This window comes from Nitrosomonas sp. Is79A3, from assembly GCF_000219585.1.
Classification (GTDB): Bacteria; Pseudomonadota; Gammaproteobacteria; order Burkholderiales; family Nitrosomonadaceae; genus Nitrosomonas.
The window spans coordinates 1,312,172-1,336,661 of sequence record NC_015731.1 but is presented as its reverse complement, the minus strand read 5'-3'; the positions used below and the strand labels follow the sequence as shown (position 1 = coordinate 1,336,661).

Here is a 24,490-nt window from a genome sequence, read left to right as displayed (position 1 = left end):
TGTTTTTGAAAGATATTTAGAAAGGCGGCTTCCAGAAAGGAATTTTCATTCACTTCTGGAGGCCGCGATGAATGCAAAAGGATATTCTGGTATCCCAAGCGAACTGTGCCATTGGATAACATTTTTGAGCAAGGCGCTACCCATTAGATCAATCGGTACGTTTATCGAGTTGTTGATTGGAGCGATGTTAACACCGACGGGCTTTGTGACAGATGCGTATTTGATGGTGAATATGCGCAACCACTGGACGAGTTATTACAGGTGGTTGCAACATGGAAAATGGTCATGGCTTGGGTTGGCGCGGCAATTTGCACGACTGGTTTTAGCTTGTTTGAGGCAACATACGGTGTATCTGGTGATCGATGATACGCTGACGCTACGCGCAACGAAGAAAGCGCCGGGAAGCCAGATTCATCATCAGCACGGCAACAAGGCAAACCTAGCTGCATATGTGCTGGGGCAATGCTGGGTAAGTCTGGCAATGGTTGCCAAACGGACAAACGGTGAATCGGTTGCGTTGCCGAATCTATCTCGGCTGATGCCAAGCACCGGCAATACCGGCAAGTTGATTGCGGCCAATACGCTGGTACGCGCGATACAAGGCTTACTGCAAGGATTGAAGGTTTATGTGTTGATGGATAGCTGGTATATGCGGCGCCGTGTGATTTCCGCCAACACCCGGCTAGGTTTTTCGGTGATTGGTCAGGTAAGGATAGACACTCGCCTCTACGATCTACCGCTACCCCGGCGTCACGGCGAATTAGGGCGAAGTAGGGCGAAGTAGGAAGTATGGGGAGAAATACACGCCGGAACATATTGATCAACTGCATCGTACCATCACAACGCTCAAGATTTACGGCAAAGAACAACGCGTGCGATTGCGCAGCCAACTGGTCAAAGCGCGCTTTCTCGATGGTCAGTTAGTGCATGCTGTTTGGTGCGAATTTGAAAGAAGCAATGGAGAATGGAAGGCAGCCAGCCTGATATTGAGCACAGACATCACACTGACGGCGGAACAAGTGATTGAAAGCTATAGCCTGCGTTGGTCGATTGAGCCCATGTTCAATCAACTTAAACAAACTTGGGGCATGAAAGAAGCATGGCAGCAAACACGCAAAACCTTACATCGCTGGGTGCATATCACTATGGTGAGCTATGGCTTAGTACAATTGCTGAGTTGCTTAAACAACCCAACAATCGATGCGCTTTGTCAGCATACGCCTTGGCGCAAAGAAAATCCCAAAACTGCCGGACAAATCCGCAGAGGATTGACTCTTCTTTTTCGACATGTTGCGATCAGGCAGTGGTGGGATGCTACTTGCAAAAAATTCAGACCACCTGACTGGGGCAAAAATGAAGATTATAAGCATCAACAGCGTAACACAACGTAATGCAAAGAAAATTAGTGAAGCAATCAACAGACTCCAGCTGAAAATTACCAGCTTGAACTGATGGGTTCGCTCTAAACTCTAGTTATGAAATATATGTCCGATATTTCAGCTATGAGCCGATAGCGGCACTGAGACATCATGACGCTTTTTGTTAGTGAAAGAATGGTTACAACATGCTACTTACCGGATATACAAATGGATATGCTACGCTTTGAAAATAAATTATCTAGTTCTTGTTGCGAGTTGATAGAGAGGCTACCATGAAAATGCTCTACATTCTGGAAGATCGATTTCCACCATTCCGGGCAGACGTAGTGGAGCTGTTCGCCAAGCAGATGCCAGCGCGGGGTCATCGGGTCGACTGGCTAATGCAGCGGGGGCCGGATGCGGTTAATGTATCTTCACCCACAAACTGGTTGGGTAATAATGTGTTTCTCACGCCGCGTAGCGGACACAACGGCCTGCTCGGTCGAATACTGAATAACCTGTTGGACATGTTGGGGGATTTTATGATTCTGCCTCTGGCATTCAAAGGCCAGTACGATGTAATCCAAGTACGCGACAAGTTTTTTGCCTGTCTCATTGCTTGGCTGGCTGCTCGGTTGACCGGTGCTCGTTTTGTTTATTGGATGTCTTATCCATTCGCGGAATCCAAATTGTATGGGGCACGCAATCGGCTAGTAGCTTATCGCCATCTGGTGTGGCTCAAGGGGCAGATCATTTGGGGGTTGCTCTACAAAATCATTTTGCCACTGGCCGACCATATTTTTGTGCAGAGCGAAAGTATGAAGCAAGATGTAGCACAAAAAGGCATTTCTCCCTCCAAGATGACGCCAGTACCTATGGGTGTTCGTGCGGATCTGGTGGGTAAGGCTGAAGATGCTACTGCGCCGAATACACATGCTCCCTTACTACTCCACCTTGGTGTCATTATGCAGTCACGCCAGTCAGAAATTTTGGTGCGTGTGCTTGAGCGGGTGCGGTTACACTACCCAGATGCCCGTCTGTTATATGTAGGAGAAGGCCTGCACTCCAGCGACCGCCGAGCGGTGGAGGAAGAGGCAACTCGGCTGGGATTATCAGATGCTGTTAGCGTATCCGGTTTCCTACCAATGGAGCAGGCCTGGGATCTGGTAAAACGAGCTGACATATGTTTGTCTGCGATAGCGCCAATCCCAATCTTTTTGGTCTCATCCCCAACTAAACTCATTGAATATATGGCCATGGCTAAATGCATTGTTGCAAATGAGCTTCCCGAACAATGCAAAGCCATGCAAGCAAGTGGTGTTGGGCGTTGTATACCATGGGATGAGCAATCATTTGCCGACGAAATCTACCACCTGCTAAGGGATCCTGAACATGCACGGAAGATGGCAGCAAAGGGGCCGGACTGGGTACGGGCACACCGCACATATGACGTGATTGCTGACTTAGTGGAATCACAATATCGCAAATTACTCGGACTAATAGATTGAGTAATCCCGATCTCTATTCCGGAAAACGTTTCCGCCAGGCTATCCAGCATTTTTTGCTAGGAAAAACTGCTCAGGCGATAGCTTCTTTCATTTTTACACTTTGGCTCGTGCGCTTATTGGTACCGGCAGACTACGGCACCTATATGGTTTTGTGGGGCATGGTAGAGATGATGGTGCCTCTGAGTTCATTAGGTATGCTGGAAGCGGTAAGGCGCTTCCTTCCAGAATTGGCTGCACGGGGAGCGCCGGGTGCTCTGGAATGCTTTGTCCGCTGGATGACTCTAGTTCGTCTCGTCATCATGGTTGCTTGGGCGATGCTAATTGCCGCTTTCTGGTCAGAAATCGCCATATGGATGGGTTTCAGTACGCCGCATCAAGATACCACTATACTTGCAGTGGGACTCATCGTTACCGTAATAGGTTATCGCTATGCTTCAGAAATGCTGGAGTGCCTCCTAGAGCAGCGCTGGTCACAACTGGTGCATACTTTTATGCCTTTGGGGCGTCTTACTGGCTTGGTAGTGTTGGTAGTGGTTGACAATCTAACTTTGGAGCGAATACTGTGGGTGGATTTGATTGTTTCGCTGAATTGTTTTTTATTGGCTGAATTCTTCTTAATACGAAAATTGCGCATTTTACCCGGCACTGGTGATTTCCGAATTGGCGCACGCAAGATAGTAGACTTCTCCGGACACATGGCGGGGTTTAACCTGCTAAATGCCATTTCCAGCGCTGGTACGCTACGTATCCTAGTGGCACGTACCTTAGGAATCGAAGCAGCAGGCATATTCGCCTTTTTGCAGCAATTAGTGATGTTCATCGGGCGCTATCTTCCGGCCAACCTTCTATTCAATATTATCCGGCCCATGCTGATTTCTCGCTATGTGGCTGGGGATATAAACGTGGTTAAACAAGGCATGGCGCTGCTGTGGAAGAGTAACCTAATTATTATTACCGCCTACATGGCGATGATAGGCATTGCGGGTGACGAGCTTATGTCACTGGCCAGCAATGGGCAATTTCCCGATATAGGTATGACAATGCTGATTATGGTGTTGGGCTTGGGAGCCAGCAGCCAGCGCCAATTGGTTATCATGGTTATGCAGATTTTCCCATATACTCGCCAATTAAGCTACTTTAGTATTCTGACCGTGCTGACACCGTTAGCAGTTATTGTCGGTTCAGATTGGGGATTGTTTGGAGTGGCTAGTGGGATAGTGTTAAGTACATGGCTGATGAGTTGTCTGATTTTGTTTTGGCTGAATCGTCAGGTTGGACGTATTAACTTGGATTGGTTCGGCTCTATATGTGGGCTTGGTCTGGCGATATTGCTTGCATCCGTAGGCTGGGAGGTTAAAAGTGAATTTGGGCCATGGTGGGCGCTGTCTATAATACTACTAGCTTACGGGCCGGGCTTGGTACTGGTGAAGCCATTAAACTCGCTCGATATGGCGTTATTGAATCGAGGATTGCGTAAATATGCCCATTTTTTAACATTTTTAGCGCGAAAGGGATGATAACAGTGTAAATATATAACATGTTAAAATATTAAATATTTATATTGGGATTATAGAGTTATCGCTATTTGGTTAATGCATTGGAATTACTTTTTAATATTATAAAGCATGAATACAAGAGACATATATAGCTTCTTGATTACAGGTTATGAGCTTATCAAATGCAATATGGCAGTGGATAGATCGCGTTTATGATGGAATTATTGAAACATAAAAACTAGAAAATATAGCCAGGAAACTGTCCAGGGATCGTGATCGCAGCAATGAAATAACCATTTTGAGACAAAATTCTCGATGATTTGAGGCAAATAGTTGTGCTATTGAACGAGATCAATCAAAAAATATGACCAAAATATCTTTTCCGCAAAAGATTGCACTATTCTCAAACAAGTTTCGTCGGCTACGAGCACTTCCAACTATTGTATGAAAAAAATATCATGAGCCATTTTCCTTTATTTGGCCTGAATATAGAAGATAAAAGACTGGCTGAGGCTAGCACGGATATTGTTCGCGATGCGAAGTTAGGTACGCGGCAGAGGGTCTATTTTGTTAATGCTCATTGTATTAATGTAGCTGCCACCGATATAAAGTATCTTAGTGTATTGCAAGATGGAGCCTTGCTGTATGCAGATGGCAGTGGCATGCGGATGGCCTCTAAGCTGGCTGGTTTCTCGCTTAAGGACAATGTTAACGGGACGGATCTGTTTCCGTTGATCTGCCGTGATGCTGCAAATTCAGGGATCAAACTGGCTCTGCTTGGTGCGCGTCCGGGTATCGCGCAACGCTGCGCTGATAATATGAGGAATCAATTTCCTGACCTGAAGTTCGTTTGGATTCATGACGGCTACTTTAGCCTGGATGATGAAATGAACATGATCAAAACCATCAATGATAGTAGCGCACAAATTCTTTTTGTGGCGATGGGAGTACCCAAACAGGAGCTTTGGATCGCTCGCAATGCCGATAAGTTACACGTGCCGGTTATGCTTGGCGTAGGAGCGTTGCTTGATTTCTATTCTGGCACCATACCCCGTGCACCGCAAAGAGTACGTCAACTTGGTTTAGAATGGTTATTTCGTTTCATCTTAGAACCTAGAAGAATGTTTTCCCGTTACATCGTCGGAAACCCAGTTTTTATCATTCGAGCATTATGGTGGCGTTTTCGGGGCCGAAAATACTTGCAGGAAACACCGCTTATCGAAAACGTGAAAAACGGATCACATGGCCGTGACTAACCTAATTTAGTGTTTTATATTTTCCTGGCTATAATCCTCCGCATGCTCTTTGCTTTCAGTGGAGTGCATTAATAAATTTACTCCGCGCGCCCTGCACCTATCCCTGCGGTAAGACCGCGGGGAATCGCAAATTAATTTTTGGATACAATTAGTTTGGGTCTATGTGAATCGTAGTGGGCAAAATCAAAGTCAAGTTCGCTCACTATGGAATGGGGCGTTATTTTGAGGATACTGACTTGAATGTCTGTTTGGTGAAGTACGTTAATTTTCAGGGGATTGTCAACGCCAAATAGAAATGTCCACTTTATCTATTGATCCGGCCATTAAATAGTTTTAAGCGGCATATTTTACATACGGATCCTGGAAGTACGAAGCAACGCGCTCTGGATTATTCTACAGCATCAACATATGATCATCGACAGCGGCATGTAATTTCTCCTTGGTACGCACCGGAACTTTCGAACCGATAGCCTGCTTCAAATCTGAGTTTAATCTTTCTTCTGGATTTAATTCCGGACTGTAGCTGGGTAAATAAAAGCATTCGATCTTTTCCTTATTTTCTTCCAGCCAAGCCTTCACTGGTTTGCTATGGCGCACTCTCAAATTATCCAGGATCAAGAACTGAATCGCCCCGGATTTTCCGGAGATAAAATGATTTGAGAGGAGGAAGAGATGAAGAATCAAATCAGTTATTCACCGGAAGTACGAGAACGAGCGGTAAGATTGGTATTCGAGCAGCAAAAGGAGCATGACTCGCAATGGTCGGCGATCAAATCCATCGCATCAAAGATTGGCTGTACAGCGGAGACGTTGCGCACCTGGGTAAGACGAACAGAGATTGATCAGGGAATTCGAGGCGGCATATCGACTGCGGATCGTGAGCGGCTCAAGGAGTTGGAGCAGGAGAATCGGGAATTAAAGCGAGCCAACGAGATATTACGTAAGGCATCGGCCTATTTCGCGCAGGCGGAGCTCGACCGCCGACCGAAATGATGGTGACATTTGTCGATAGCAACAAAGCGGAATAAGGGGTCGAGCCAATCAGCAGACAAATACAGATTGCCCCGTCGAGTTATTACGAACACAAAGCGCGCGAGCGAGATCCCGATCGATTGCCTGATCGCATCAAGCGAGATATGAGACTAGAACTTGATATACAGCGGGTATGGAAAGACAATTTCCGAGTTTATGGTGCTCGCAAAGTATGGCGGCAGTTGCTGCGAGAAGGTATTGGTGTTGCTCGTTGTACGGTCGAGCGGTTGATGAAGAAGCTTGGAATGCAAGGTGTTCGACGCGGCAAAAAGTGTTGGACAACCATTGCGGACGATTTGCTTGACCGGCCAACGGACAAGGTTAACCGGCAATTTGTAGCAACCCGGCCCAATCAACTGTGGGTGGCGGATATTACATTTGTGGCGACGTGGGTGGGATTTGTTTATGTGGCTTTTATCACTGATGTTTTTGCCCGGTATATTGTTGGTTGGCGAGTGAGTCGTTCATTGCGAACGGATCTGGTACTGGATGCATTGGAACAGGCGCTATGGTCTCGGAAGGAAACCGCAGGATTGATTCATCACAGTGATAGGCAGCCAATATTTATCAATTCGCTATACTGAACGTTTGGTGCAGGCAAATATTGAAGCCTCTGTTGGTAGCATCGGAGATTCTTATGACAATGCCATGGCCGAGACCATCAATGGTTTGTACAAGACCGAAGTCATACGGCATCGCGGTCCTTGGCGCAGTATCGAAGAAGTAGAATTTGCTACATTGGAATGGATGGATTGGTTCAACAATCGAAGACTGCTGGATGCAATCGGATATGTCCCACCGGCAGAATTTGAAAAGGCGCATTATCGCGAACAGGAAGAGTCAGCTGATGCAGCTTGACTCAAGAAAACATGTCTCCGGAAAAACCGGGGCGATTCATTTTACGGGGCGATGTGTAATGCCAATTTTCCGCGCGGCCTATCAACTAAGTTTGCTTTGAGTTGAGGGAGAATAAATTGTCGTGCATATACACCCAGATTCTACGCCAGAGGCCTTTTCAGGCTGGCAGCAAAGGTTGCAAGCGCGCAATACAAAAATCAAAAAAGTTAATCTCTGTGTGCTAACGCACAGAAATTTTAAAAATTTTGTTGTTTGCATTATTATTATTTTGTGGTACTTTCTTATTTCCCGCACTTTCCTGTCATTAGAAATATCTAAAGTAATGTCAGAAAAAGCGGAACATTACCTCTCTTTTTTTCAACTTTGAAATTCCGCAAGTAAGCAATACTAAGAAGCGTCCTTTCTCTGACGAGAAAAGATTTGTTTAGTTCGTAATAACCTAATAGGTCACTTTCAATAGAAAATTGAGAAAATTATCTTAATATCAGATAGGAGTCTTTCGTATGCAAATTACTAATCCCATGAAATCCAAGATCAGCACCAACCTATCCATGGCCGCGAGACAAATGCATAGCATATTGGTCACAATATTGTTCATCATAAGCATGGTTTGGGTTCCCTACGGAACAGTGCATGCCGATGCCGCCGGCGGCGGCGTGACGTCCAGCTCAGTTAAATGGCATCCAGGCCATTACTATTCAATTATGAGTGGGCAAAAAAATGATCCTGCATATCTGAAGCAAGTATATAGCGAACTGGATAACACGCCAGCTCTGCGCGGGGTGCAAATTCGGTATTCTTGGACAGAACTGGAAACATCCTATGGTGTGTATGATTTCACTTCCATTGACAAGCGTCTTGCCGAACTTGCTGCAAAGAATAAACGACTTATAATTCTATTAAATCTAAGAACATTTGATCCTGACACAGCTCTCGTGCCAGACTACTTGAAAAATAATAGTATCTACGAAGGAGGCATATTTCCTTATGCAAGTGGTAGCAGCTCCACCATTAAAGGATACAACATCAAGCTGTGGAATCCCATGGTGCGTGATCGTCTGGCTGCATTATTTAGCGCATTGGGAAAGCGCTTTAATTCCCACAATTACTTTGAAGGTATCGGCCTGACAGAAACCGCCATGGGAACTCCTACAAAACCGCTAACCAGTGTTCAGATAAATGACTATTACAGCAACCTGCTCGTATTAAACCAAAATATGCAAGATTCCTTCCGCAATACTATGACATACCAGTACGCAAACTACTCGCGTCCAATTCTGCCATCATTAATAGACGGCCTCAAAGCGATGGGGGCAGCACTGGGTTGCCCGGATGTTTTCATTGAAGAGCCAGGATTACTCTATTCAGGGACTCCAAAAGGTGTCTATAAATACTATCCTGAAAATTCTGGGCTGATGCCCCTGACAGTTCAAGTGGAGGGTTCGAATTATGAGAATACTCGATATGATGGAACAGGCTATCAGCCTACTGTCTCAGAACTGCTTGCTTTCGCAAAATCCAAACTAAACGTCAACTACATTTTCTGGGTACGAGACTCGGATTATTATCCACAAGTGTTGGAAATGTTGAATTGGAATGGGCAAACAAGCAATCCTTCCGGCGGACTGGATTCGACCTGCCCCAAGAACTATACCTCTTGCATCAACTAGATGTATGAACAAGCCCAATTTTTGGCAAACCTCAAAAATTCCAATAAAATTGCTCCGCGTGCCCTGCGTCAAGATCACAGGATATTGCGTGCGGTGAGGAAAACCAAGAAACGGTGCGCTACGCTAACGTGAATAACGCAATCTATAGTGCTCCCCGTGGTAAGACCACGGGGAATTCAAGTTAAATTGTCAATTAAATTACATCCGGCAGAGCCGGAGGCTTATAGCTAGAGCCCCTCAAAGGGGCTGTTTGTGCGCCGCTAAAGCGGCATCTACATATCCAATTTCAACTGATCATATCGCTCATCTTCTTTTTCCTGATCTCGTATATACGCTCTGACCATTCCGTGAAGTTCTTTCTTCTTCCCAATTTACGCGCTATTGCTATCGCACTTTTACCTTTGATAAAACCCACAACATGTGATACCGAGTACTTCGGTGGAATGCTTATGCACATGTGGATGTGATCCAACATTAAATGCCCCTCTACAATCACGCTTTCTTTCTGATTCGCAAGATCATGCAGCACTGCTCCTATGTGCTTCCTAAGCTTACCGAATATCAGCTTCTTTCGCCTCTTGGGTATAAATACCACATGGTATTTACAATCCCAGCGTGTATGACTCAAACTTTGGTACTCCTTCATCTTTGACTCCTCGTCTCGTGGTTGGGACGAGAACGGTACGACGATTGCCGTAACGGTCAAACCTTCAGGAGTCCCCCGACTGAGCCGGGGGTTTACCTATTATTAAGTAGAGCTTACTCAAAAAGCATAACTAACTGATTGAGTTTAACAATATTTTATTTTTTGGTAAAATAGTGCACGTAAATATGTGAATTAACACCAAAAACCGTGCACTATGATTCGTTATATAAGCCAAAAGCAACTGCCCCTCGAAGGATTTGATACACCGCCAGGCATGATTCTTGATCCCAATAATCGCTGGGTAAAACTGAGGGATTGCCTACCGTGGGATGAGTTGTCCGAGAGTTATTATAATTCCAATTTTATTTTAAAACAGCATTAATAATCCAATCCCATCCGGCAATGCTACGCATAGTCTCCTGGTTTAATTCAAAGCTTTTTAGCGCGCTTTCCAGATGTATCTCAAGCGCATCCAGACTATCGAAGGCGCGGTTATGAAAGAATTTTTCCCGCAATTCATCCCATACATGTTCCTGCGGGTTGAGTTCTGGCGAGTAAGGTGGTAGAAACAGGATTCGCATATTCTCTGCCAATTTCATGGTTTGGCTTTTGTGCCAGCCTGCACCGTCCATCACCATAATGATATTTTCATGCGGGTAACGTGCCGCGATTTCATCCACGAAAAGTTGCATGCAGTCCCCGTTCACCCAGGGCAGGATTAGGGAATCAAATCGCCCATCCAGTGGGCTGACTGCGCCATAAGCGTAGGTGTATTGTTGCGTCAGCATGGCACGTACCATGGGACGATGGGGCTTCTTGTCCCAGCGGTGCCGTACATCGCTGATGCGGCCGAAACGCGCTTCATCCTGAAACATTAGACGCAGCGGGCGCGAGACCGCAAAAGCCGCCACTTCCTCGGTTAGCCGCTCGGGGAGTTTTTTTTCCACGCCTCGCGCGCTGCTGGGTCGGCTTGTGGATGGCTTTTATCCGGGGCCAGTTTGCGCCAGCCATGCCGTGCCAACATTTGGTACAGAGTAGACAAAGCCAGTGGCTTGCCCAGCCTAGCTTCAACCGCCGGTTTCAAGGGCGGAACAATGACCACGCCACCGGTAGCAGCCTCACTCAGCACTTCATCCAGAATCCTGGCTTCCTGCTCCAAACTGGCCTTGGCCCGGTTACGTAATTCGCGTTTGCTGCGCGTGGCTTTCTTTTCCTCTCCCGTCGCTGGATCATACCGGGTACGCATTCTGCAGGTGACACCTACTGAACGGCCAATGGCAAGCGCTGTCTGCTCCAGACTCAAACCTAGCGACAATGGCAGCACTATCGCTTGCGCAGCTCGAAGTTCTGCCGCAGTCTTGGCTTTCTTTAACCGTTCCATCGCTACCTCAAGTTGCTCCGTCCCACTTGCCTTCCGTGCCATGATGGCCTCTACCAAAGGTAAAAGCTATATTATTACTGTTTCTATCTGTAATTGGAATAAGACGTTATGTTCAAGACTGGGCCGCCCAGCCAAAGATGCCAGAATTGTGATTGGAGCGTATCCCTCCAACCCCACCATCTACTCACATTCCTTCAACAATGCTTCAATATCCTCCGGTGCAAGCGGTAGCAATTCATCGATTCGGCTATTAGGCCAGGTGGGGAGTTTTTCGAGGGTGTCGGCTAGCCATTGTGCGGGGTTGAGGCCGTTGAGTTTTGCGGTGCCGAGTAGGGTTTGAATGGCGGCGGCACGTTTTCCGGCGCGTTCGGAGCCGGTGAACAGCCAGTTTTTCTTGCCGAGCGCGATGGGGCGAATAGTGTTTTCGACGGGGTTGTTGTCAATCGGCAGGTGTCCGCTGCTGGCGTAGCGGATTAGGCTTTGCCAGCGCTTCAAGGTGTAGTCGATGGCTTTGGCGGTGCCGCCGCCATTGGCAGTTTGGGCGCGAGTTTGCAGTAACCAGTCGTGCAACGATTGCAGGATCGGCAGGCTTTTTTCTGCACGTAGTATCTGCCGGGCTTCGGTCGATAAGTGCTTGCCTTCGGCTTCGACGGCGTAAAGTCCGCCTATGCGCTGCAACACCTCATACGCGACGGTGCTGGCATTGGCTTGGTGCAGGTCGAAGAATTTGCGGCGCGCGTGCGCCCAGCACCCTAATTCAGTGCAGGGTGATGCTGTTTTGGAGAATAAAGCCTTGTAACCGCCATAGTCGTCTACCAGCAAGTGGCCTTGCCAGCTGTTGAGGAAGTTTTGCGCATGTTTGCCACTACGGCTGGTTTGGTAGTCGAATACGATGATGCGCGGCCCCAACTCAAAATCGTTACTGCGATACGCCCACAGATAGGCGCGTTGCGTTCTTCCGCTGCCGGGATCAAGTTGCGCCACCGGGGTTTCGTCGGCGTGTAACACAGAGCCATGCAATAAGTGCAAAATCAGCCGGTCAACCAGCGGTTGTAGTGCCACGCCTACACGTCCGATCCATTCCGCCAACGTGGAAAGCGATAAAGTGACACCTTCCCGGGCGGCGATTTGTGCGATGCGATACAGCGGCAGGTGATCGAGGTATTTGCAGATCGTGATCCAAGCAAGCAGTCCGGGTGTTGCCATACTGCCGTCGATCACCGCGGGTGGAACCGGTTCCGCGACCACGGTTTCGCAAGCCCGGCAGGCGTATTGCGGGCGGATGTGACGGTGCACGAAGAATTCGGCGGGTTTGACGTCCAGTTGTTCGCTGACGTCTTCGCCGATTTTTACCAGATCGCTGCCGCACTGTTTGCATTGGCAAGATTCCGGTTCATGCCGGTGTTCGATGCGTGGCAGGTGATCCGGCAGAGGTTGGCGCCCAGCGCGTGCACGCTTGGGTTTTTGCGGAACCGGCAGCGGCAGTTGCTCGATTTCCGCTTCGATCGCCGCCGCATCAGTTTGCCAGTCTTCTTCGAACAGGCTGAATTGTGGCTGCGACAGTGCTTCGCTCTTCGCGCCGAAACGAATGCGGCGCAAATGTGCCAGTTCCAGCTTCAGTGCCTGATTCTTCGCTTCCAGCAGTTTGAGCTCGTTTTGTGCTTGCGTAAGCAGTGATTGAATAAGGTTCGATACCTCGGTTTTAGCTTCCGGCGTGAGGTTCAAATGATCTAATTCGATTGACTGTTTTGCGTGCGTTTTCATGGCGTTATTATACTGCAAAACTTGCGCAAAGTGATTCCAGTATTGGCTTTCAGCTATATTTTCTTGCGCAGGATTGCAACCCCAAACGACACCAATCCACCCCGGCAATCAACCACTCCCATTGCAACGCAGTCAGTTCCATCCCGCCCGTATCCGAACGCCCCCAAACGAACCGTCCCTGATGCAAGCGCCGCTGGCACAACCACACGCCGGTGCCGTCCCACAGCAGCACTTTGATGCGATTGCCCGCGCGATTGCAAAACACAAACGCCGAACCCGCACAAGGCGAGCGCTGCAACGCCTGCTCCACCAATACCGACAATCCGTCAATGCCGCGACGCATATCCACCGGCTCAACCATCAACCAAATCTTCCCTGGATTCGCAATCAAAGACACTTCAACAACTCCCCCAGCCAATGCGGCGAAACCGTCGATGGCAGCTCCAACACATGATTGCCTTGACCGCGAAGACGTAGCGTGCTCGTCGGTGCAGGCATCGGTTTGATCGTGACCGGGACCAACGCAGGCGGCCGGATAACCTGACCGGCACGATGCTTGCGAACCCAATTGCCAAACGTCTTGGTATTCAAACCATGTTCCCGGCAATAAGCCGCCTGAGACTTACCGCTGGTTTGCCATGCTTCGATATGAATTCGTCGCGCTTCTGATGATGACATCGTCCCTCCTTGTAAAAGGTTTGAGGATAGCGATGACGTATCAGGGTGTTAATGTGGATGGATTGGAGGCTTACATTGGAGCGGTGATAATTAAACATAAATTATCGATTTCGGATGAAGAGACTGTTGAACAGATTCGAGAAAATCCGTACCTGCAATACTTTATTGGCCTGAAAGGTTTTTAAGCGAAGGCGCCGTTTGCGTCATCATTACTGGTTGAGATACGCAAGCGCATGGGTCAGACGGTATTTGATGAATTTTATGAGGCGATCATCGAAACGGTTGAACCTCGGCGGACAAAGAAGTCAGTCAAAGCAATTGATGATGACAATGACGGCAATGGTGTATCAAATAGCGGTGAGGTAGGCAGCAGCGACACGGGCACTGCAATGGAAGCAGAGCAATCTTTGGCCGATGAGCAGCCGCGCAATCACGGCAAATTAATACTGGATGCCACCGTTGCAGAACAGGCCATACGCTATCCGACAGATCTTGGGCTATTGAGCGAAGCGCGTGAATTGAGTGAGCGTATCATTGATGAACTGCATGCCAAAAGTAATCGTCCACAGAAAAAGAAGCCGCGCACTTATCGCGAGATTGCCAGAAAAGCCTATCTCAGCCTGGTCAAGCTGAGACGGCCATCCAACAGAAAACGCCGTGCCGGTATCAGGCAGCAATTGCAGTTCCTGCAGCGGAATTTAAATCATATTGAACATATGTTAACGGAATATCCGCTTGGCACGCCCATACCATTACCCAATTGGTTGTTGCGCCGCTACTGGGTATTGCCCCATCTGTACCGGCAACACTATGCAATGTACAAAACCAACACCAGACGTTGTGATGATCGCATTGTCAGTATCAGTCAGCCGCATCTTCGGCCCATTATCAGGGGAAAGCAAGGCAAGGCAGTGGAATTTGGCGCCAAAATAAGCGTGAGCTTGACAGGTAAAGGATTGGCGCATGTCGATAAGCTGCACTGGGAGGCGCAACATGAAGGCCATGATCTTCAAGCGCAAGTTGAAGCCTACAAAAAGCGTTACGGCTATTATCCTGAAGTCGTCATTGCCGATACGCTATATGGTTCACGTGATAATCGCAGCTATCTGGAACGCAAGCATATCCGCTTCGCAGGCAAACCACTGGGACGTCCGCCAAAGAGTACACCTGAAAACAAAGATGAGATCAAACGAAAAACTCAGTAGTGCCAGCCATTCATCTTCCGCTGTGGCTACATACCAGATCGTATTTCCTATCTTGGGCAGTGCGCCAAGATAGTGATGTGCCTGCATGAGATCCTGAAAATTGCGCTCCTGTGAGGGGTGAACTGGCGCTACCTGGAGTGATGAATAGGACAATCTGTCTCTCAACCGTTGATTTAAAAACTTCCTTTTACCTCAATTGACAGAGTTTGTCCAGAACTTAGGGTTATCTTTATGTTTCAATTAAAAATACTTAGGTAGCGTGAAACCGCCGTGAACCCCTCCATTGTAACTAGACAAAACTATAATCTATTAATCGCGTCATTATTTGTCATACGCATGGCTTTAGTTACCTTGTTAGCTGCATACGCGATCACCGCCACATATGCGCCAGTATCTGATCCGATCAAATGACATCCGGGTCATTATTATACAATTATGGGCGATAAAAATAATTCTAAATATATGGCAGCAGTATACAACGAACTGAAGAGCACGCCAGCCTTGCGCGGGGTGCAAATTCGTTATACTTGGGCAGAACTGAAAACATCCTATGGTGTGTATGATTTCACATCCATTGAGCAGCGACTTTCTGAACTTTCCACACAGAATAAACGGCTTGTCATTCTTCTTCAATTAAAATCATTCAATCTTAGAATGGCTCTCGCGCCAGACTACTTGAAAGCGGGAATATACGATGGTGGAGTATTCGCTTTTAAAAGTAGCGGCAGTGCTGCCATTAAACCTAAATTCCTCTGTTAGGTCACTCCAATGGCCAAAGAGGGTGGAAGGAAACCGAGGAGCTGTGAATTTTTCGGTCTGGTCGCAATAATTTTGTTAATGATATAGCGTACAAGTACGCCCCAATGATCCGCTATGGTCAACTGAGGCGCATTTGCCAGAACATGATCAAGACCTTTTCGTATATTGGAGATCATCGACTTGATATGATCTCCGGCTGCGTGAGTCAGAGTGAGCAGCAATCGGGATTGACCGGCATGCTGGGTCAGGCGGGCAATGCCGCTGAGCAACATGGGACGGCTAGTGATTGCCTCCAGGCGTGTCTTCGGGTGTGCCAGTCTGACATACCAACTCCACCAATTGTAGATGAGCGCGACTGCTCGCGCTGAGAGGTTGCAACGTTCCAGGTCTTGCGTGGTATAGCCACCCCAACCCCATTGGTTTTTCAGCTCATCGAAGCCGTTCTCGCAGTCGGCCCGATCCCGGTATAACTGGCCAATGGCGTCGAGGGAGTAGTTTGTATTGGTCACCAATATAGCGTATTCCCAGAGTTTAACCTTGTCTGAATGGTCAATGAAGTGGAGCATCGGCTGCTGGTTCTCATTGCTCGTCTCGGCTGCCGCCATGCTGTCTTTGATTCGCCGCCGCAGTACCACTACACGCCGCGCACCACTCCAACCCGTCAGCCGAAGCTTGCCTTCCACCGCGTCAAAGCCTTGCCCCGCGTTCTGCCAGTCGCCTTGCTGCCATTGCCGCTCGATCAGGCGCTTAACTCCGGCAGTTTGCCGTAGCTTGAAGAGGTAGTGCTGTTCAATTCGCTCCATCTCGACCATTACACCTTCATTACCAAAGGCACTGTCACCGCGCACCAGGGCGGAGCGTTCCTCGGCGGCGAGTCGCTCAATTAGCCGGCACAGGCGCGGTAGGCTATGTTTCGCCGCACTGGCTTTACCGCTTTGTACCTCGACATCGAGCACCAGTCGAATGTTGCCGATCCAGTAGGTGTGCAAAGTATGGCTCGGCCGTCCCGGCTTGGTTGGGTTGTAGCCAATCTCGGCACCTGCCTGGTGACCATACAACAGTTTGACGCTGGTGTCGGCATCGAGTATCCAGGGCGTGCGTAAAGATTCTTGGATGCTCTCACCCAGGGCTTTATCCATCCATGCTGTGCTCTTCGCCAGTTGGACTGCGTGGGCAGCGCGTTCTTCTTCGCTACCATACTTCTTGCATGGGGCCGGTGCCAAGTGCGCCAGTGCGCGACGCAGACTCTCGTCACTGATGATCTTGTTCATGCCGAGTATCCGGGGAGCAACTTCATCGCCGCGCAGCCCGGCAACATGTGCATAGCGCCGCTGTCCATCCAAGATCGATAATAGCCAGGTGCCAAGCACATCAACTACCTTGGGTGCGTTGGGACTGGTGTAATCCATTGGACATCCATCCACCCAGCGGGTGAATAACCCAGAAACTTCCAAAAACTCGGCAAAGAATGGTAATTGCCCCAGTGCTGTGGCGCTTCCGCCTTCGTCCCAGCGAACGTGAAACCGGCCACCAGGAGTGGCTACGCTTTGTTCAGCCGTCGTTTGTTCCGTCTCCTGCAAAGTAGTATTGATCGCCTCGACCAGTGTCTTCTTCTCAAATTTAATTTCACCCATTGGGTGAGCCTCCTATTCTGTCGAAAACCCTTACCAGAAATACATTCGTGGCAATTTTACTGGAATCAACTGAGGAAAATAGGTTTAAGAATAAGATCATTCCAGCATAATATCAAGTGCTTGTGGATATTTCAGAGTAAACTATTTACTTAGTCGACCCTGAAAAAGTATCAAACGACAGTTGTTCTGGAAAAGCTACCCGAGAAAACTGGTGCCTACTAAAATGCATGCCCTGGTAGTTTAAATTTCCATCAAGGAATCCGATAAATTTGCAGTTTCCGCCATGGGAAAAAGAGCCAAAAAATGGCCAGCAGCCATTGTTTCAGATTCCAGGCGGCAGCAGCCATCAGCAGGTTGATGCGATCGCCAATAGCGCCTTTCAGATAGTTCCTCGCCATTCGATAATCCGATTTCAGGTGGCCGATAATGGGTTCAATCGCGGCACGCCTCCTGCACTGTTTTCGCTTCTTGTCTTTCTGGTATCGGGTATCCTTCTTTAATGCCTTTCCAGGCAAAATGATCTGGGTTCCATTGACTTCACGTTTGCCGCGGTAGCCGCGATCGCATACGGCTTGCTTAGCTGCTTTCCCGCGCGAAATCTCAACATGACGCAAGATCTCTGGTAACGTATTGCTGTCATGCAGATTCTGTTCGTGACTGATTACGCCGACGATCAGATTACCTTTTGCGGTACTGGCGACCGATGCTTGGCTAGCGTACTCATATTGTTTGTGGTCTTTCCCCTTGGCGACACAGTACACTTGCGGTTCATGCAATGAGTAGATCTTGTTCTTATCGTTTTGCTGTTGCCGTAATACGCGCTCATACAACAGAAAGTCCCGTTGATAGCATTCAAACAGACAGTACTGCGGTAATTCTCTCCTGAGCTCCCGTATCAAGACACCTGCAATGGTTCTGAGCCGCTTTAATGCGCGTTTGGCCTTGGCTCTTTTCTTCACGTGCCGGTAGTGCCGAATATCCAGGCGCAGTGACTTCACTTCTTTGACGAAAGTGCGCCGCTGTGAAATGCCGTGGACGGGGCCAATCTTGTTGAGGCGATTGATAATCTTGATCGCTAGTTTGCTATCTGTCGGGTACGTGATGTTCTTCTCATGCACAGTCGTGTCAACATGAACCACATCTTCCAGCGCTGACTCCCCATGCAAACCAACGCTCATCCGGAAAATCCGCTCTACACCTTGCGCACCTATGCGCTTGCGAAAATGCACCAGCTCCGTGCTATGGCAAGGCAGCTTCTGCTGGAATTCTTTCATGCCGCAAAAGGCCTGGTAATAAGGATTGCGCTTCCACTGCAATACTATCGATTCGTCACTCAGATTCTCTAACTGCTTCAGTATCAATAACCCAACCATCAGCCGGATCGGCTTACTCGGCGCACCTGCCGCCGCCGCGTAATGGATGGAAAATGATTCCTCAAATTCTTGCCAGGGTATCGCTGATGCAAGCTTCAGCAACAAATCATTGGGATCAAGTTGCATCAACAAATCTGTTCCAAACAAATTCGGTTGATGAATCGTACCGCTATGTCTTAGCATTTATTAATCACCATTTCGACCAGAAAACACTTGGATATTTTAACATTTCCGGTCGTTATGATCATTAAGAATCAGTGCATTTATAACTAATATCAGGAGCTTATAGATATTTCAGGGCTGACTAATTAATTTTCAGTCTGTTACAGATAACTGTATAGGTCATCGGAATCCCCAAAAATCTGTTGCGAATAATTTTGTAAGAAGCGCACCCAGATAACTTAAGAAGTTTCTCTAGACGATTATACGAAAACAAATACAAGGTATCCTGGTTAAAGAATGGTCTGAATTTCTTGCACCAAACATAAAACAATGTGTTATTCCAATGTAAAAATGGAACCAACGTGTGAGTTTCTATCGGGAAAAATTTATTTGGTGTTGTAAAATAAACAACACTCCCTACTCTTAGCATTTCTTTCAGAAAAAATAGCTGCCTCGCCTCATCACCAACATGTTCAATTACGGCATTGCTAAAGACTCTATCAAACGACATGTCATCGAATGGAAATTTTTCCCCGTTATACTGCACAAAGTGTTTTCCTGGAAATAACTTATCCATGCTATCCATGTTTTGGATTCCCAGTCCAGTATACTGTTCAGGTGCAAAGCGGAAAGTTTTTAAAAAATAATTTCTTGTTGCTCCCCCAGCCTTGCATTCAGACGAGACACCAACATCCAGTATTTTCTCTGTTCCAGAACAAAGACTATAGAATTGATTCATCTTGTTTTCTCTTGATGCAAACTTAATACGATCTTTAATATTCGTAATGAGACTCTTATCAGCTCTTGTCATATATACTACCCTCTTTTTAGATTCAACTTGCGGTTCCCTGTGGCCTTACTTTATGGTGCGCGGAGCATATTTATTCATGTCTTTTCAGTAGTATCCGGCAATTTAGCCAAGATGATTGTATAAGCGATTGATCTGTAGAATCAAATAGTATGTTTTGGGGTGTCACCGATTTGGAAGTGAATTTTTTGCGAAACTGGAAGTTTATCTACGTGGTTTCTCATCATAAATTCAGACAAATTGGTCTTCGCACAACTCATAGAGCATTTACCCCTTCACACATTCCGTCGCTGTGTGCAACGCTACCCCTCCAAATATCCCACCAAGACTTTTTCGCATCTCGATCAGTTTCTGTGCATGGCCTTCGCACAACTGACTTACCGCGAGAGTCTGCGCGCCCACCAAGCCAAGCTCTACCATTTGGGCATACGAGGCAACATCGCCAAGAGTACGTTGGCTGATGCCAACGAGCAGCGCGACTGCCGCATCTATATGGATTTCGCGATGAGCCTGATCCAGACAGCCAGAAAGCTTTACGCCAGCGACAGCTTTGCTGTCGAGCTGGAACAAACGGTCTACGCACTCGATACCACGACCATTGACTTGTGCTTGAGCGTCTTTCCGTGGGCACGCTTCCGCTCCACCAAGGCTGCCGTTAAGATGCATACGCTGCTTGACCTGCGCGGCAATATTCCAACCTTCATTCATATCAGCGATGGCAAGATGCACGAGGTCAATGTGTTCGACATCCTGACACCCGAAGCTGGCAGCTTTTACATCATGGATCGGGGCTTCACCGATTTTTCTCGCTGGTACACCATGCACCAAGCACAAGCATTTTTTGTAACACGCGCTAAATCCAATCTGCTTTTTCGCCGCGTCTACTCTCGCTCCGTGGACAAATCCACCGGACTGCGCTGTGACCAAACCATTGCCCTAAGGGCTCCCAAGGCTAGCAAGGATTATCCTCAGCACCTGCGGCGTATCAAGTTCTACGATGCAGAACACGACAAGCATCTGGTATTTCTAGCCAACAACTTCGACTTACCTGCGCTGACCATCGCTCAGCTTTATCGTTGTCGCTGGCAGGTCGAACTATTCTTCAAGTGGATCAAGCAACATCTTCGTATCAAGCGTTTCTACGGAACTACTGAGAACGCAGTCAAAACGCAGATATGGATTGCCATATCGGTTTATGTCTTGGTTGCCATCGTGAAAAAGCGGCTCAATACCGAAGCTTCGCTTTACACAATTCTACAGATTTTAAGCCTGACTCTTTTCGAGAAAACACCTATCGATCAATTGGTTAAAAATACCGAGGTGCAAATGGATGCATCAGTTAAAATACACTGTCAACAATAAACGCCATGAGTAGCATCCACGAGAATTAACTTACCTCACCAAACAGGCATTCAAGTCAGCATCATCAAAATAACGCCCGGTTTCATGGTAGGCGAACTTGACTTTTTTTTTACCCACTACCAATCATATAAAGCCAGAAAAAAGTTTGACTCAGTGGTTTGACTGGTACAATCAGGAACGTTTTCATCAAGGTCTTGATAACCAAACTCCCAATGAAGTTTATTATGGTTATGTAACAGTTGATTGTTGAATTTTCTAATTCACTGATGGCAAATGATTTTTTGATAGCCATAAAAACACATAACCAATTGATTAAAAATGAATCGTGTTATTTTGAAAGTCATTTCTAACAACAAATTGTGACATAGCCTTTATTATCAATATCAAGCAATTCATCAGGCTGCCTGAGCTTGATTAACTAGCATTAGCAGAGCTTAATTCTGCCCTCAGGTTGTGCAGTTCATGGGAGCCGCTTCAAGCTTTACACCCCCTGGATATCTCTCTCTCAGTCTGGTCAATTCTCAACCAGCACAGGTAGTTAATTTAAACTCAGCGTTTACACATATGGATTCCATTTTTGTCAGCACATCTCATTCGTCAGTTGTAATAAATCCCCAGCGGCGCAGAGCATCTTTCTGTAGAGCAAGTACCAAATTCAATTCTGATTCAGTCCAGTTGCGGACCCACTTCTCCTGTTTTGGTGCGATTTGCAAGGACTCTATGATCTCCCAGAAAGTTTCATCTGCTTGTGTTTTCACTTCCATGAAATCAAGGATTTGCTGCAATTGACCACAGGGGTCTTGCAGCAGATCGTCATATCGCACCTCCAATAACTGGCTGCTCGGAATTAAAGCAATTCCTTGCTCCAGTGTTTGCATATCCTCAATCCAGTTTCTCGCTGCAAGTTCCAAGGGATTAAAGCCCGCTGCAATCATCTGCTGTGGTGTCTTGCCCGCCCAGTATAAAATGTGGTCGTTCCACCAAGCGACACGTAGCAAAGAATAGGCAACCGCACGACCATCCCTGACTAGATGTATATACTTTGCATCAGGAAATATCTGTTTGAGAATTGGTATACGGCGGTTATTGGCAGTACGTTTGGTCAACAATACTTGCCCATGGGACATCTGGCGAATACGGTCAAATCTGTTTTGCAAACATCCCGACGATTGAGGCTGCAGAAGATAGTCAACAGCGGGTGTTCGTGGAATTCCGCAACTGGCATACACCGATTCACCCTCGTATGGAGTTGGTACAATAGAATGCAGCCACCTGCGCCCTTCATTGAAGTAAGCATTACCCTGCTCTTTGAACCATGACTTACGCTTCAATTCAGGAAACTGGTTGAGAATATGATGCAAGTAAGCCAAAGAAGGCCACTTTGGGAAGCGCATTTGGTAATTGCTTAAATAGGATACACTAGGATGAATGGATAGTATCTTATAGAGTAATGTAGTACCGGAGCGGCCCGCTCCAAGAAGGAATACTACTCTGTTCTTTCTATTCATACCGACACCTTAAATCTTTAAACGCAGTCTCGCAAACAAACAGCAGATAGCAATTGTCAGCCATTAACTATCCGCCGACTTTCCATATCACAAGGAAAGGCAAAAATTCTTTCGTTAATAGTCCGCGCCAATCACACGTAGCGAAATTACCTCAATTTCTTCAGTGTTTGGCTCACTATACGGCGTGCATCAGAAATTAGCGGCATATCATCGGTCGAAAATTTTAATTTCAAGCGAAACTGCCACGGGGCATCGCTCCCTTTTATTTCCAAACGGCGCAAAAGGTATGGGTCTGTACCCTTCTGATTGCGTCCAGATATAGTCGAACATGCTCCTGTATAGCCAGCCTCTATGACAGCATTCCGTGCTAACGAGCTCCAACTTCCAAAGGGATACGCGAAGTGAGGCACTTGTTTACCAAGTATATCTTCCAATGCCGCCTTACTATCATGAACTTCTTTAGCTACGACATCCTTCTCGATCTTTCCAAGCCAAAGATGGTTAACAGTATGACTACCTATATCCACACCAGATCCTGCCAAAGCACGAATCTCAGAGGCGGTAAGCATGCGCCTGCGTGGGAATCCAAAAACTTCAGCATAGTCGTTATACCCGCCTATACGGCCGGCTACAACAAAAACTGAAGCTGGATAATCGAATTCCTGCAGTATCGGAAAAGCGTTTTCATATGCGCATGATATTCCATCATCAAATGTAATCGCCACAGCCTTATCTGGAAGCTCGATTCTACCTGCTATCCCATCCAATACCCTCGCAAAAGAAAGGACTTGGTAACCAGCCTGCCGAATTTGCTCCATATCCTTTCGGAACTCATCTGGCGTTCGACAAAACCGAGCCTCAGCAGCATTCTTTGGAATCGCAATTACATGGTACATAAGCATCGTCACTGGCATAAACAGACTCTCAACTTGATTTTTTACACAATGCCATCCAGCTTGGCCAAGGCAAATCTTTCCGCCCAAGATGATGTGCAAGTTCGTGCATATCATCAGCCAGCATATCTTGCAAATACTTCCTTGTCTCCTCGCGCATGGGTGGAATCACTTGACGTAGCTCAATCTGATTATAGTTGCGGCGTAACTGACGAACCCAATCATTTCTCTTAACTGCTTGAACCACTCCGCCACCGCCCAAAGACCGACAGAGCCTCCCTAAGCGCTTGAGAAACAGATCCAACCCTGTATTTTTATTGATTAAACTCTCATTCACTTTTTTCTCCAGGAACCAGGATTGATGGTCTTCAGTCACACCCAAGAAACGATACAAATTCCTTGCTTGCGTGAAGGGGTCATCGCGAATTTCCTCCTGGAAAATTATTAGTATCTGATCTCTTGGAAATATTGCTAACCAGCGAGCAAGTTGCTTTCCGTAGTGTGACTGCTCAAGGTACATGGGGTTATTTGCTAGCCCGTTCTCAAATTCAAGATTCTGGCCAGTCAAATGGCATAATTTAATTTCATTTAAATGATTGGAGTAAGCTCTTTCAATCGGATCTCGTAGAGAAAGCACGATTCGCATATTTGGATTATAGAGAAATACGCGACTAGGGGTATCGCTATCAGAAAAATATGAAGTGGACACCTCGCCTCGCGTTTTCACAGCATCAACATCACCTAATTGACTTTCATACCATTGATAACCGCGATTATAATAGTTTGAGAAATAATCAACCTCTTTTCCTGAATAAACCCCTATTTCTGGGTGATCAGATAGAACACCATGTACCCAGGTAGACGCGCACTTTTGTGCTCCAATACCTATGAAATCAACCTTCATTTATATATAACCAAATATAAAATGTTGCACGACGCAAAAACTATAGATACATAATGTTTATTCATATAATACCAATCAAAACCATAGGGCGAATGGTAGTTAAGCTAATATCTTCGGCTCCTCTTACCCCCTTTAGAAAAACTCTGGATAAGTTAATTAAATTTATAGTTTGACGCGAGGACAATCGACAGCTCACCCTTCGCGAGGGTTTGACGAGGAACCTAATCACTACTTT

The 24,490-nt window shown here is 47.0% G+C and carries 22 protein-coding genes, 3 pseudogenes and 1 other annotated feature; of the genes and pseudogenes, 12 read left to right on the top strand and 13 right to left on the bottom strand.

Translation table 11 applies throughout. From position 1 onward, the window contains the following. Positions 1-67 precede the first annotated feature (67 nt). The 5 genes from NIT79A3_RS06045 (at position 68) to NIT79A3_RS06025 (ending at position 5,618) form a co-directional block, all read left to right on the top strand. Positions 68-784 carry a transposase gene (locus tag NIT79A3_RS06045; RefSeq protein ID WP_041360195.1) on the top strand — a complete coding sequence of 239 codons (717 nt, stop codon included), beginning with the start codon at positions 68-70 and terminating at the stop codon, positions 782-784. Positions 785-815: 31 nt separating this feature from the next. After that, complete coding sequence (locus NIT79A3_RS06040) at positions 816-1,391, top strand: transposase (RefSeq protein WP_156797029.1); 576 nt, start codon at positions 816-818, stop codon at positions 1,389-1,391. A gap of 260 nt (positions 1,392-1,651) precedes the next feature. After that, positions 1,652-2,866: a glycosyltransferase gene (locus NIT79A3_RS06035; protein ID WP_013965342.1), complete on the top strand. Its 1,215-nt coding sequence runs from the start codon at positions 1,652-1,654 to the stop codon at positions 2,864-2,866. Next, on the top strand, positions 2,863-4,383 hold the full coding sequence (locus NIT79A3_RS06030; RefSeq protein WP_013965341.1) for a hypothetical protein: 1,521 nt from the start codon (positions 2,863-2,865) through the stop codon (positions 4,381-4,383). Before NIT79A3_RS06035 ends, NIT79A3_RS06030 begins: the two co-directional genes overlap by 4 nt. Before the next feature lie 437 nt (positions 4,384-4,820). Then, the gene (locus NIT79A3_RS06025) at positions 4,821-5,618 is read left to right on the top strand and encodes a WecB/TagA/CpsF family glycosyltransferase (RefSeq protein WP_049785341.1); all 798 of its coding nucleotides are present in this window, start codon (positions 4,821-4,823) and stop codon (positions 5,616-5,618) included. A gap of 393 nt (positions 5,619-6,011) precedes the next feature. Here NIT79A3_RS06025 and NIT79A3_RS06020 read toward each other — a convergent pair. Next, positions 6,012-6,239, bottom strand: a pseudogene (locus tag NIT79A3_RS06020) (transposase); the annotation flags it as partial. Between the two features lie 51 nt (positions 6,240-6,290). On the opposite strand from NIT79A3_RS06020, the pseudogene NIT79A3_RS18200 reads away from it, so the two are divergent. From NIT79A3_RS18200 to NIT79A3_RS06000, 3 genes and pseudogenes are all read left to right on the top strand, one after another. Then, positions 6,291-7,508: pseudogene (locus NIT79A3_RS18200) on the top strand (IS3 family transposase). Beyond that, positions 6,569-6,685: a sequence feature (AL1L pseudoknot), on the top strand. Its footprint overlaps the pseudogene before it by 117 nt. Before the next feature lie 121 nt (positions 7,509-7,629). Next, the gene (locus tag NIT79A3_RS18620; protein ID WP_156797028.1) at positions 7,630-7,875 is read left to right on the top strand and encodes a hypothetical protein; all 246 of its coding nucleotides are present in this window, start codon (positions 7,630-7,632) and stop codon (positions 7,873-7,875) included. A 136-nt stretch (positions 7,876-8,011) separates the two neighbouring features. Beyond that, complete coding sequence (locus NIT79A3_RS06000) at positions 8,012-9,178, top strand: hypothetical protein (RefSeq protein ID WP_013965338.1); 1,167 nt, start codon at positions 8,012-8,014, stop codon at positions 9,176-9,178. A 272-nt stretch (positions 9,179-9,450) separates the two neighbouring features. Here NIT79A3_RS06000 and tnpA read toward each other — a convergent pair. From tnpA to NIT79A3_RS05970, 6 genes and pseudogenes are all read right to left on the bottom strand, one after another. Beyond that, positions 9,451-9,824 (bottom strand): annotated as a pseudogene (tnpA, locus tag NIT79A3_RS05995) (IS200/IS605 family transposase). Between the two features lie 362 nt (positions 9,825-10,186). After that, positions 10,187-10,735 (bottom strand): IS630 family transposase, encoded by a 549-nt coding sequence (locus NIT79A3_RS19040; RefSeq protein WP_348225761.1) that lies wholly within the window; start codon positions 10,733-10,735, stop codon positions 10,187-10,189. An 8-nt stretch (positions 10,736-10,743) separates the two neighbouring features. Beyond that, the gene (locus NIT79A3_RS05985; RefSeq protein WP_013964644.1) at positions 10,744-11,247 is read right to left on the bottom strand and encodes a winged helix-turn-helix domain-containing protein; all 504 of its coding nucleotides are present in this window, start codon (positions 11,245-11,247) and stop codon (positions 10,744-10,746) included. Positions 11,248-11,385: 138 nt separating this feature from the next. Continuing rightward, positions 11,386-12,969 (bottom strand): IS66 family transposase, encoded by a 1,584-nt coding sequence (locus tag NIT79A3_RS05980; RefSeq protein ID WP_013964261.1) that lies wholly within the window; start codon positions 12,967-12,969, stop codon positions 11,386-11,388. Positions 12,970-13,018: 49 nt separating this feature from the next. After that, positions 13,019-13,366, bottom strand: a complete 348-nt coding sequence (gene tnpB, locus NIT79A3_RS05975) for an IS66 family insertion sequence element accessory protein TnpB (RefSeq protein ID WP_013964262.1) — start codon at positions 13,364-13,366, stop codon at positions 13,019-13,021. Further along, entirely contained in the window at positions 13,357-13,647 is a 291-nt protein-coding gene (locus tag NIT79A3_RS05970; protein ID WP_013964263.1) for a transposase, read from the bottom strand. The genes tnpB and NIT79A3_RS05970 overlap by 10 nt, the downstream gene beginning before the upstream one ends. Positions 13,648-13,679: 32 nt before the next feature. On the opposite strand from NIT79A3_RS05970, the gene NIT79A3_RS19365 reads away from it, so the two are divergent. The 3 genes from NIT79A3_RS19365 (at position 13,680) to NIT79A3_RS17735 (ending at position 15,611) form a co-directional block, all read left to right on the top strand. Next, complete coding sequence (locus NIT79A3_RS19365) at positions 13,680-13,832, top strand: transposase (RefSeq protein ID WP_348225739.1); 153 nt, start codon at positions 13,680-13,682, stop codon at positions 13,830-13,832. Positions 13,833-13,880: 48 nt separating this feature from the next. Beyond that, a complete protein-coding gene (locus NIT79A3_RS05965; protein ID WP_348225738.1) occupies positions 13,881-14,852 on the top strand; it encodes a hypothetical protein in 972 nt (323 codons plus the stop codon). Positions 14,853-15,287: 435 nt separating this feature from the next. Beyond that, positions 15,288-15,611 (top strand): hypothetical protein, encoded by a 324-nt coding sequence (locus NIT79A3_RS17735; RefSeq protein ID WP_049785340.1) that lies wholly within the window; start codon positions 15,288-15,290, stop codon positions 15,609-15,611. Here NIT79A3_RS17735 and NIT79A3_RS18195 read toward each other — a convergent pair. The 3 genes from NIT79A3_RS18195 to NIT79A3_RS05940 form a co-directional block, all read right to left on the bottom strand. Then, positions 15,608-17,245, bottom strand: coding sequence for a transposase (locus NIT79A3_RS18195; protein WP_013965334.1), 1,638 nt, complete (start codon positions 17,243-17,245; stop codon positions 15,608-15,610). The genes NIT79A3_RS17735 and NIT79A3_RS18195 overlap by 4 nt on opposite strands. Before the next feature lie 251 nt (positions 17,246-17,496). After that, complete coding sequence (locus NIT79A3_RS05945) at positions 17,497-18,801, bottom strand: IS5 family transposase (protein WP_013965333.1); 1,305 nt, start codon at positions 18,799-18,801, stop codon at positions 17,497-17,499. A 121-nt stretch (positions 18,802-18,922) separates the two neighbouring features. Next, positions 18,923-19,591, bottom strand: coding sequence for a methyltransferase domain-containing protein (locus tag NIT79A3_RS05940; protein ID WP_013965332.1), 669 nt, complete (start codon positions 19,589-19,591; stop codon positions 18,923-18,925). A gap of 222 nt (positions 19,592-19,813) precedes the next feature. On the opposite strand from NIT79A3_RS05940, the gene NIT79A3_RS05935 reads away from it, so the two are divergent. After that, complete coding sequence (locus NIT79A3_RS05935; RefSeq protein WP_013965331.1) at positions 19,814-20,950, top strand: IS4 family transposase; 1,137 nt, start codon at positions 19,814-19,816, stop codon at positions 20,948-20,950. A gap of 590 nt (positions 20,951-21,540) precedes the next feature. Here the strand turns inward: NIT79A3_RS05935 and NIT79A3_RS05930 are convergent. The 3 genes from NIT79A3_RS05930 to NIT79A3_RS05920 all read right to left on the bottom strand — a co-directional run bounded on the left by NIT79A3_RS05930 (position 21,541) and on the right by NIT79A3_RS05920 (position 24,255). Beyond that, positions 21,541-22,458, bottom strand: coding sequence for a sulfotransferase (locus tag NIT79A3_RS05930; protein ID WP_013965330.1), 918 nt, complete (start codon positions 22,456-22,458; stop codon positions 21,541-21,543). A gap of 146 nt (positions 22,459-22,604) precedes the next feature. Beyond that, positions 22,605-23,372: a polysaccharide deacetylase family protein gene (locus tag NIT79A3_RS05925; RefSeq protein ID WP_013965329.1), complete on the bottom strand. Its 768-nt coding sequence runs from the start codon at positions 23,370-23,372 to the stop codon at positions 22,605-22,607. A gap of 10 nt (positions 23,373-23,382) precedes the next feature. Beyond that, positions 23,383-24,255: a sulfotransferase domain-containing protein gene (locus NIT79A3_RS05920; protein ID WP_013965328.1), complete on the bottom strand. Its 873-nt coding sequence runs from the start codon at positions 24,253-24,255 to the stop codon at positions 23,383-23,385. Positions 24,256-24,490 lie beyond the last annotated feature (235 nt).

Bases quoted from the DNA above. Each gene is read 5' to 3' on its own strand.
- NIT79A3_RS19365 (WP_348225739.1), top strand. From the start codon at position 13,680: ATGACGTATCAGGGTGTTAATGTGGATGGATTGGAGGCTTACATTGGA.
- NIT79A3_RS05980 (WP_013964261.1), bottom strand. From the start codon at position 12,969: ATGAAAACGCACGCAAAACAGTCAATCGAATTAGATCATTTGAACCTC.
- NIT79A3_RS05985 (WP_013964644.1), bottom strand. From the start codon at position 11,247: ATGGCACGGAAGGCAAGTGGGACGGAGCAACTTGAGGTAGCGATGGAA.
- NIT79A3_RS06000 (WP_013965338.1), top strand. From the start codon at position 8,012: ATGCAAATTACTAATCCCATGAAATCCAAGATCAGCACCAACCTATCC.
- NIT79A3_RS05940 (WP_013965332.1), bottom strand. From the start codon at position 19,591: ATGACAAGAGCTGATAAGAGTCTCATTACGAATATTAAAGATCGTATT.
- NIT79A3_RS06025 (WP_049785341.1), top strand. From the start codon at position 4,821: ATGAGCCATTTTCCTTTATTTGGCCTGAATATAGAAGATAAAAGACTG.
- NIT79A3_RS06045 (WP_041360195.1), top strand. From the start codon at position 68: ATGAATGCAAAAGGATATTCTGGTATCCCAAGCGAACTGTGCCATTGG.
- NIT79A3_RS05930 (WP_013965330.1), bottom strand. From the start codon at position 22,458: ATGAATAGAAAGAACAGAGTAGTATTCCTTCTTGGAGCGGGCCGCTCC.
- NIT79A3_RS05925 (WP_013965329.1), bottom strand. From the start codon at position 23,372: ATGCCAGTGACGATGCTTATGTACCATGTAATTGCGATTCCAAAGAAT.
- NIT79A3_RS05920 (WP_013965328.1), bottom strand. From the start codon at position 24,255: ATGAAGGTTGATTTCATAGGTATTGGAGCACAAAAGTGCGCGTCTACC.
- NIT79A3_RS06035 (WP_013965342.1), top strand. From the start codon at position 1,652: ATGAAAATGCTCTACATTCTGGAAGATCGATTTCCACCATTCCGGGCA.
- NIT79A3_RS18195 (WP_013965334.1), bottom strand. From the start codon at position 17,245: ATGGGTGAAATTAAATTTGAGAAGAAGACACTGGTCGAGGCGATCAAT.
- NIT79A3_RS05945 (WP_013965333.1), bottom strand. From the start codon at position 18,801: ATGCTAAGACATAGCGGTACGATTCATCAACCGAATTTGTTTGGAACA.
- NIT79A3_RS05970 (WP_013964263.1), bottom strand. From the start codon at position 13,647: ATGTCATCATCAGAAGCGCGACGAATTCATATCGAAGCATGGCAAACC.
- NIT79A3_RS17735 (WP_049785340.1), top strand. From the start codon at position 15,288: ATGGGCGATAAAAATAATTCTAAATATATGGCAGCAGTATACAACGAA.
- NIT79A3_RS05965 (WP_348225738.1), top strand. From the start codon at position 13,881: ATGGGTCAGACGGTATTTGATGAATTTTATGAGGCGATCATCGAAACG.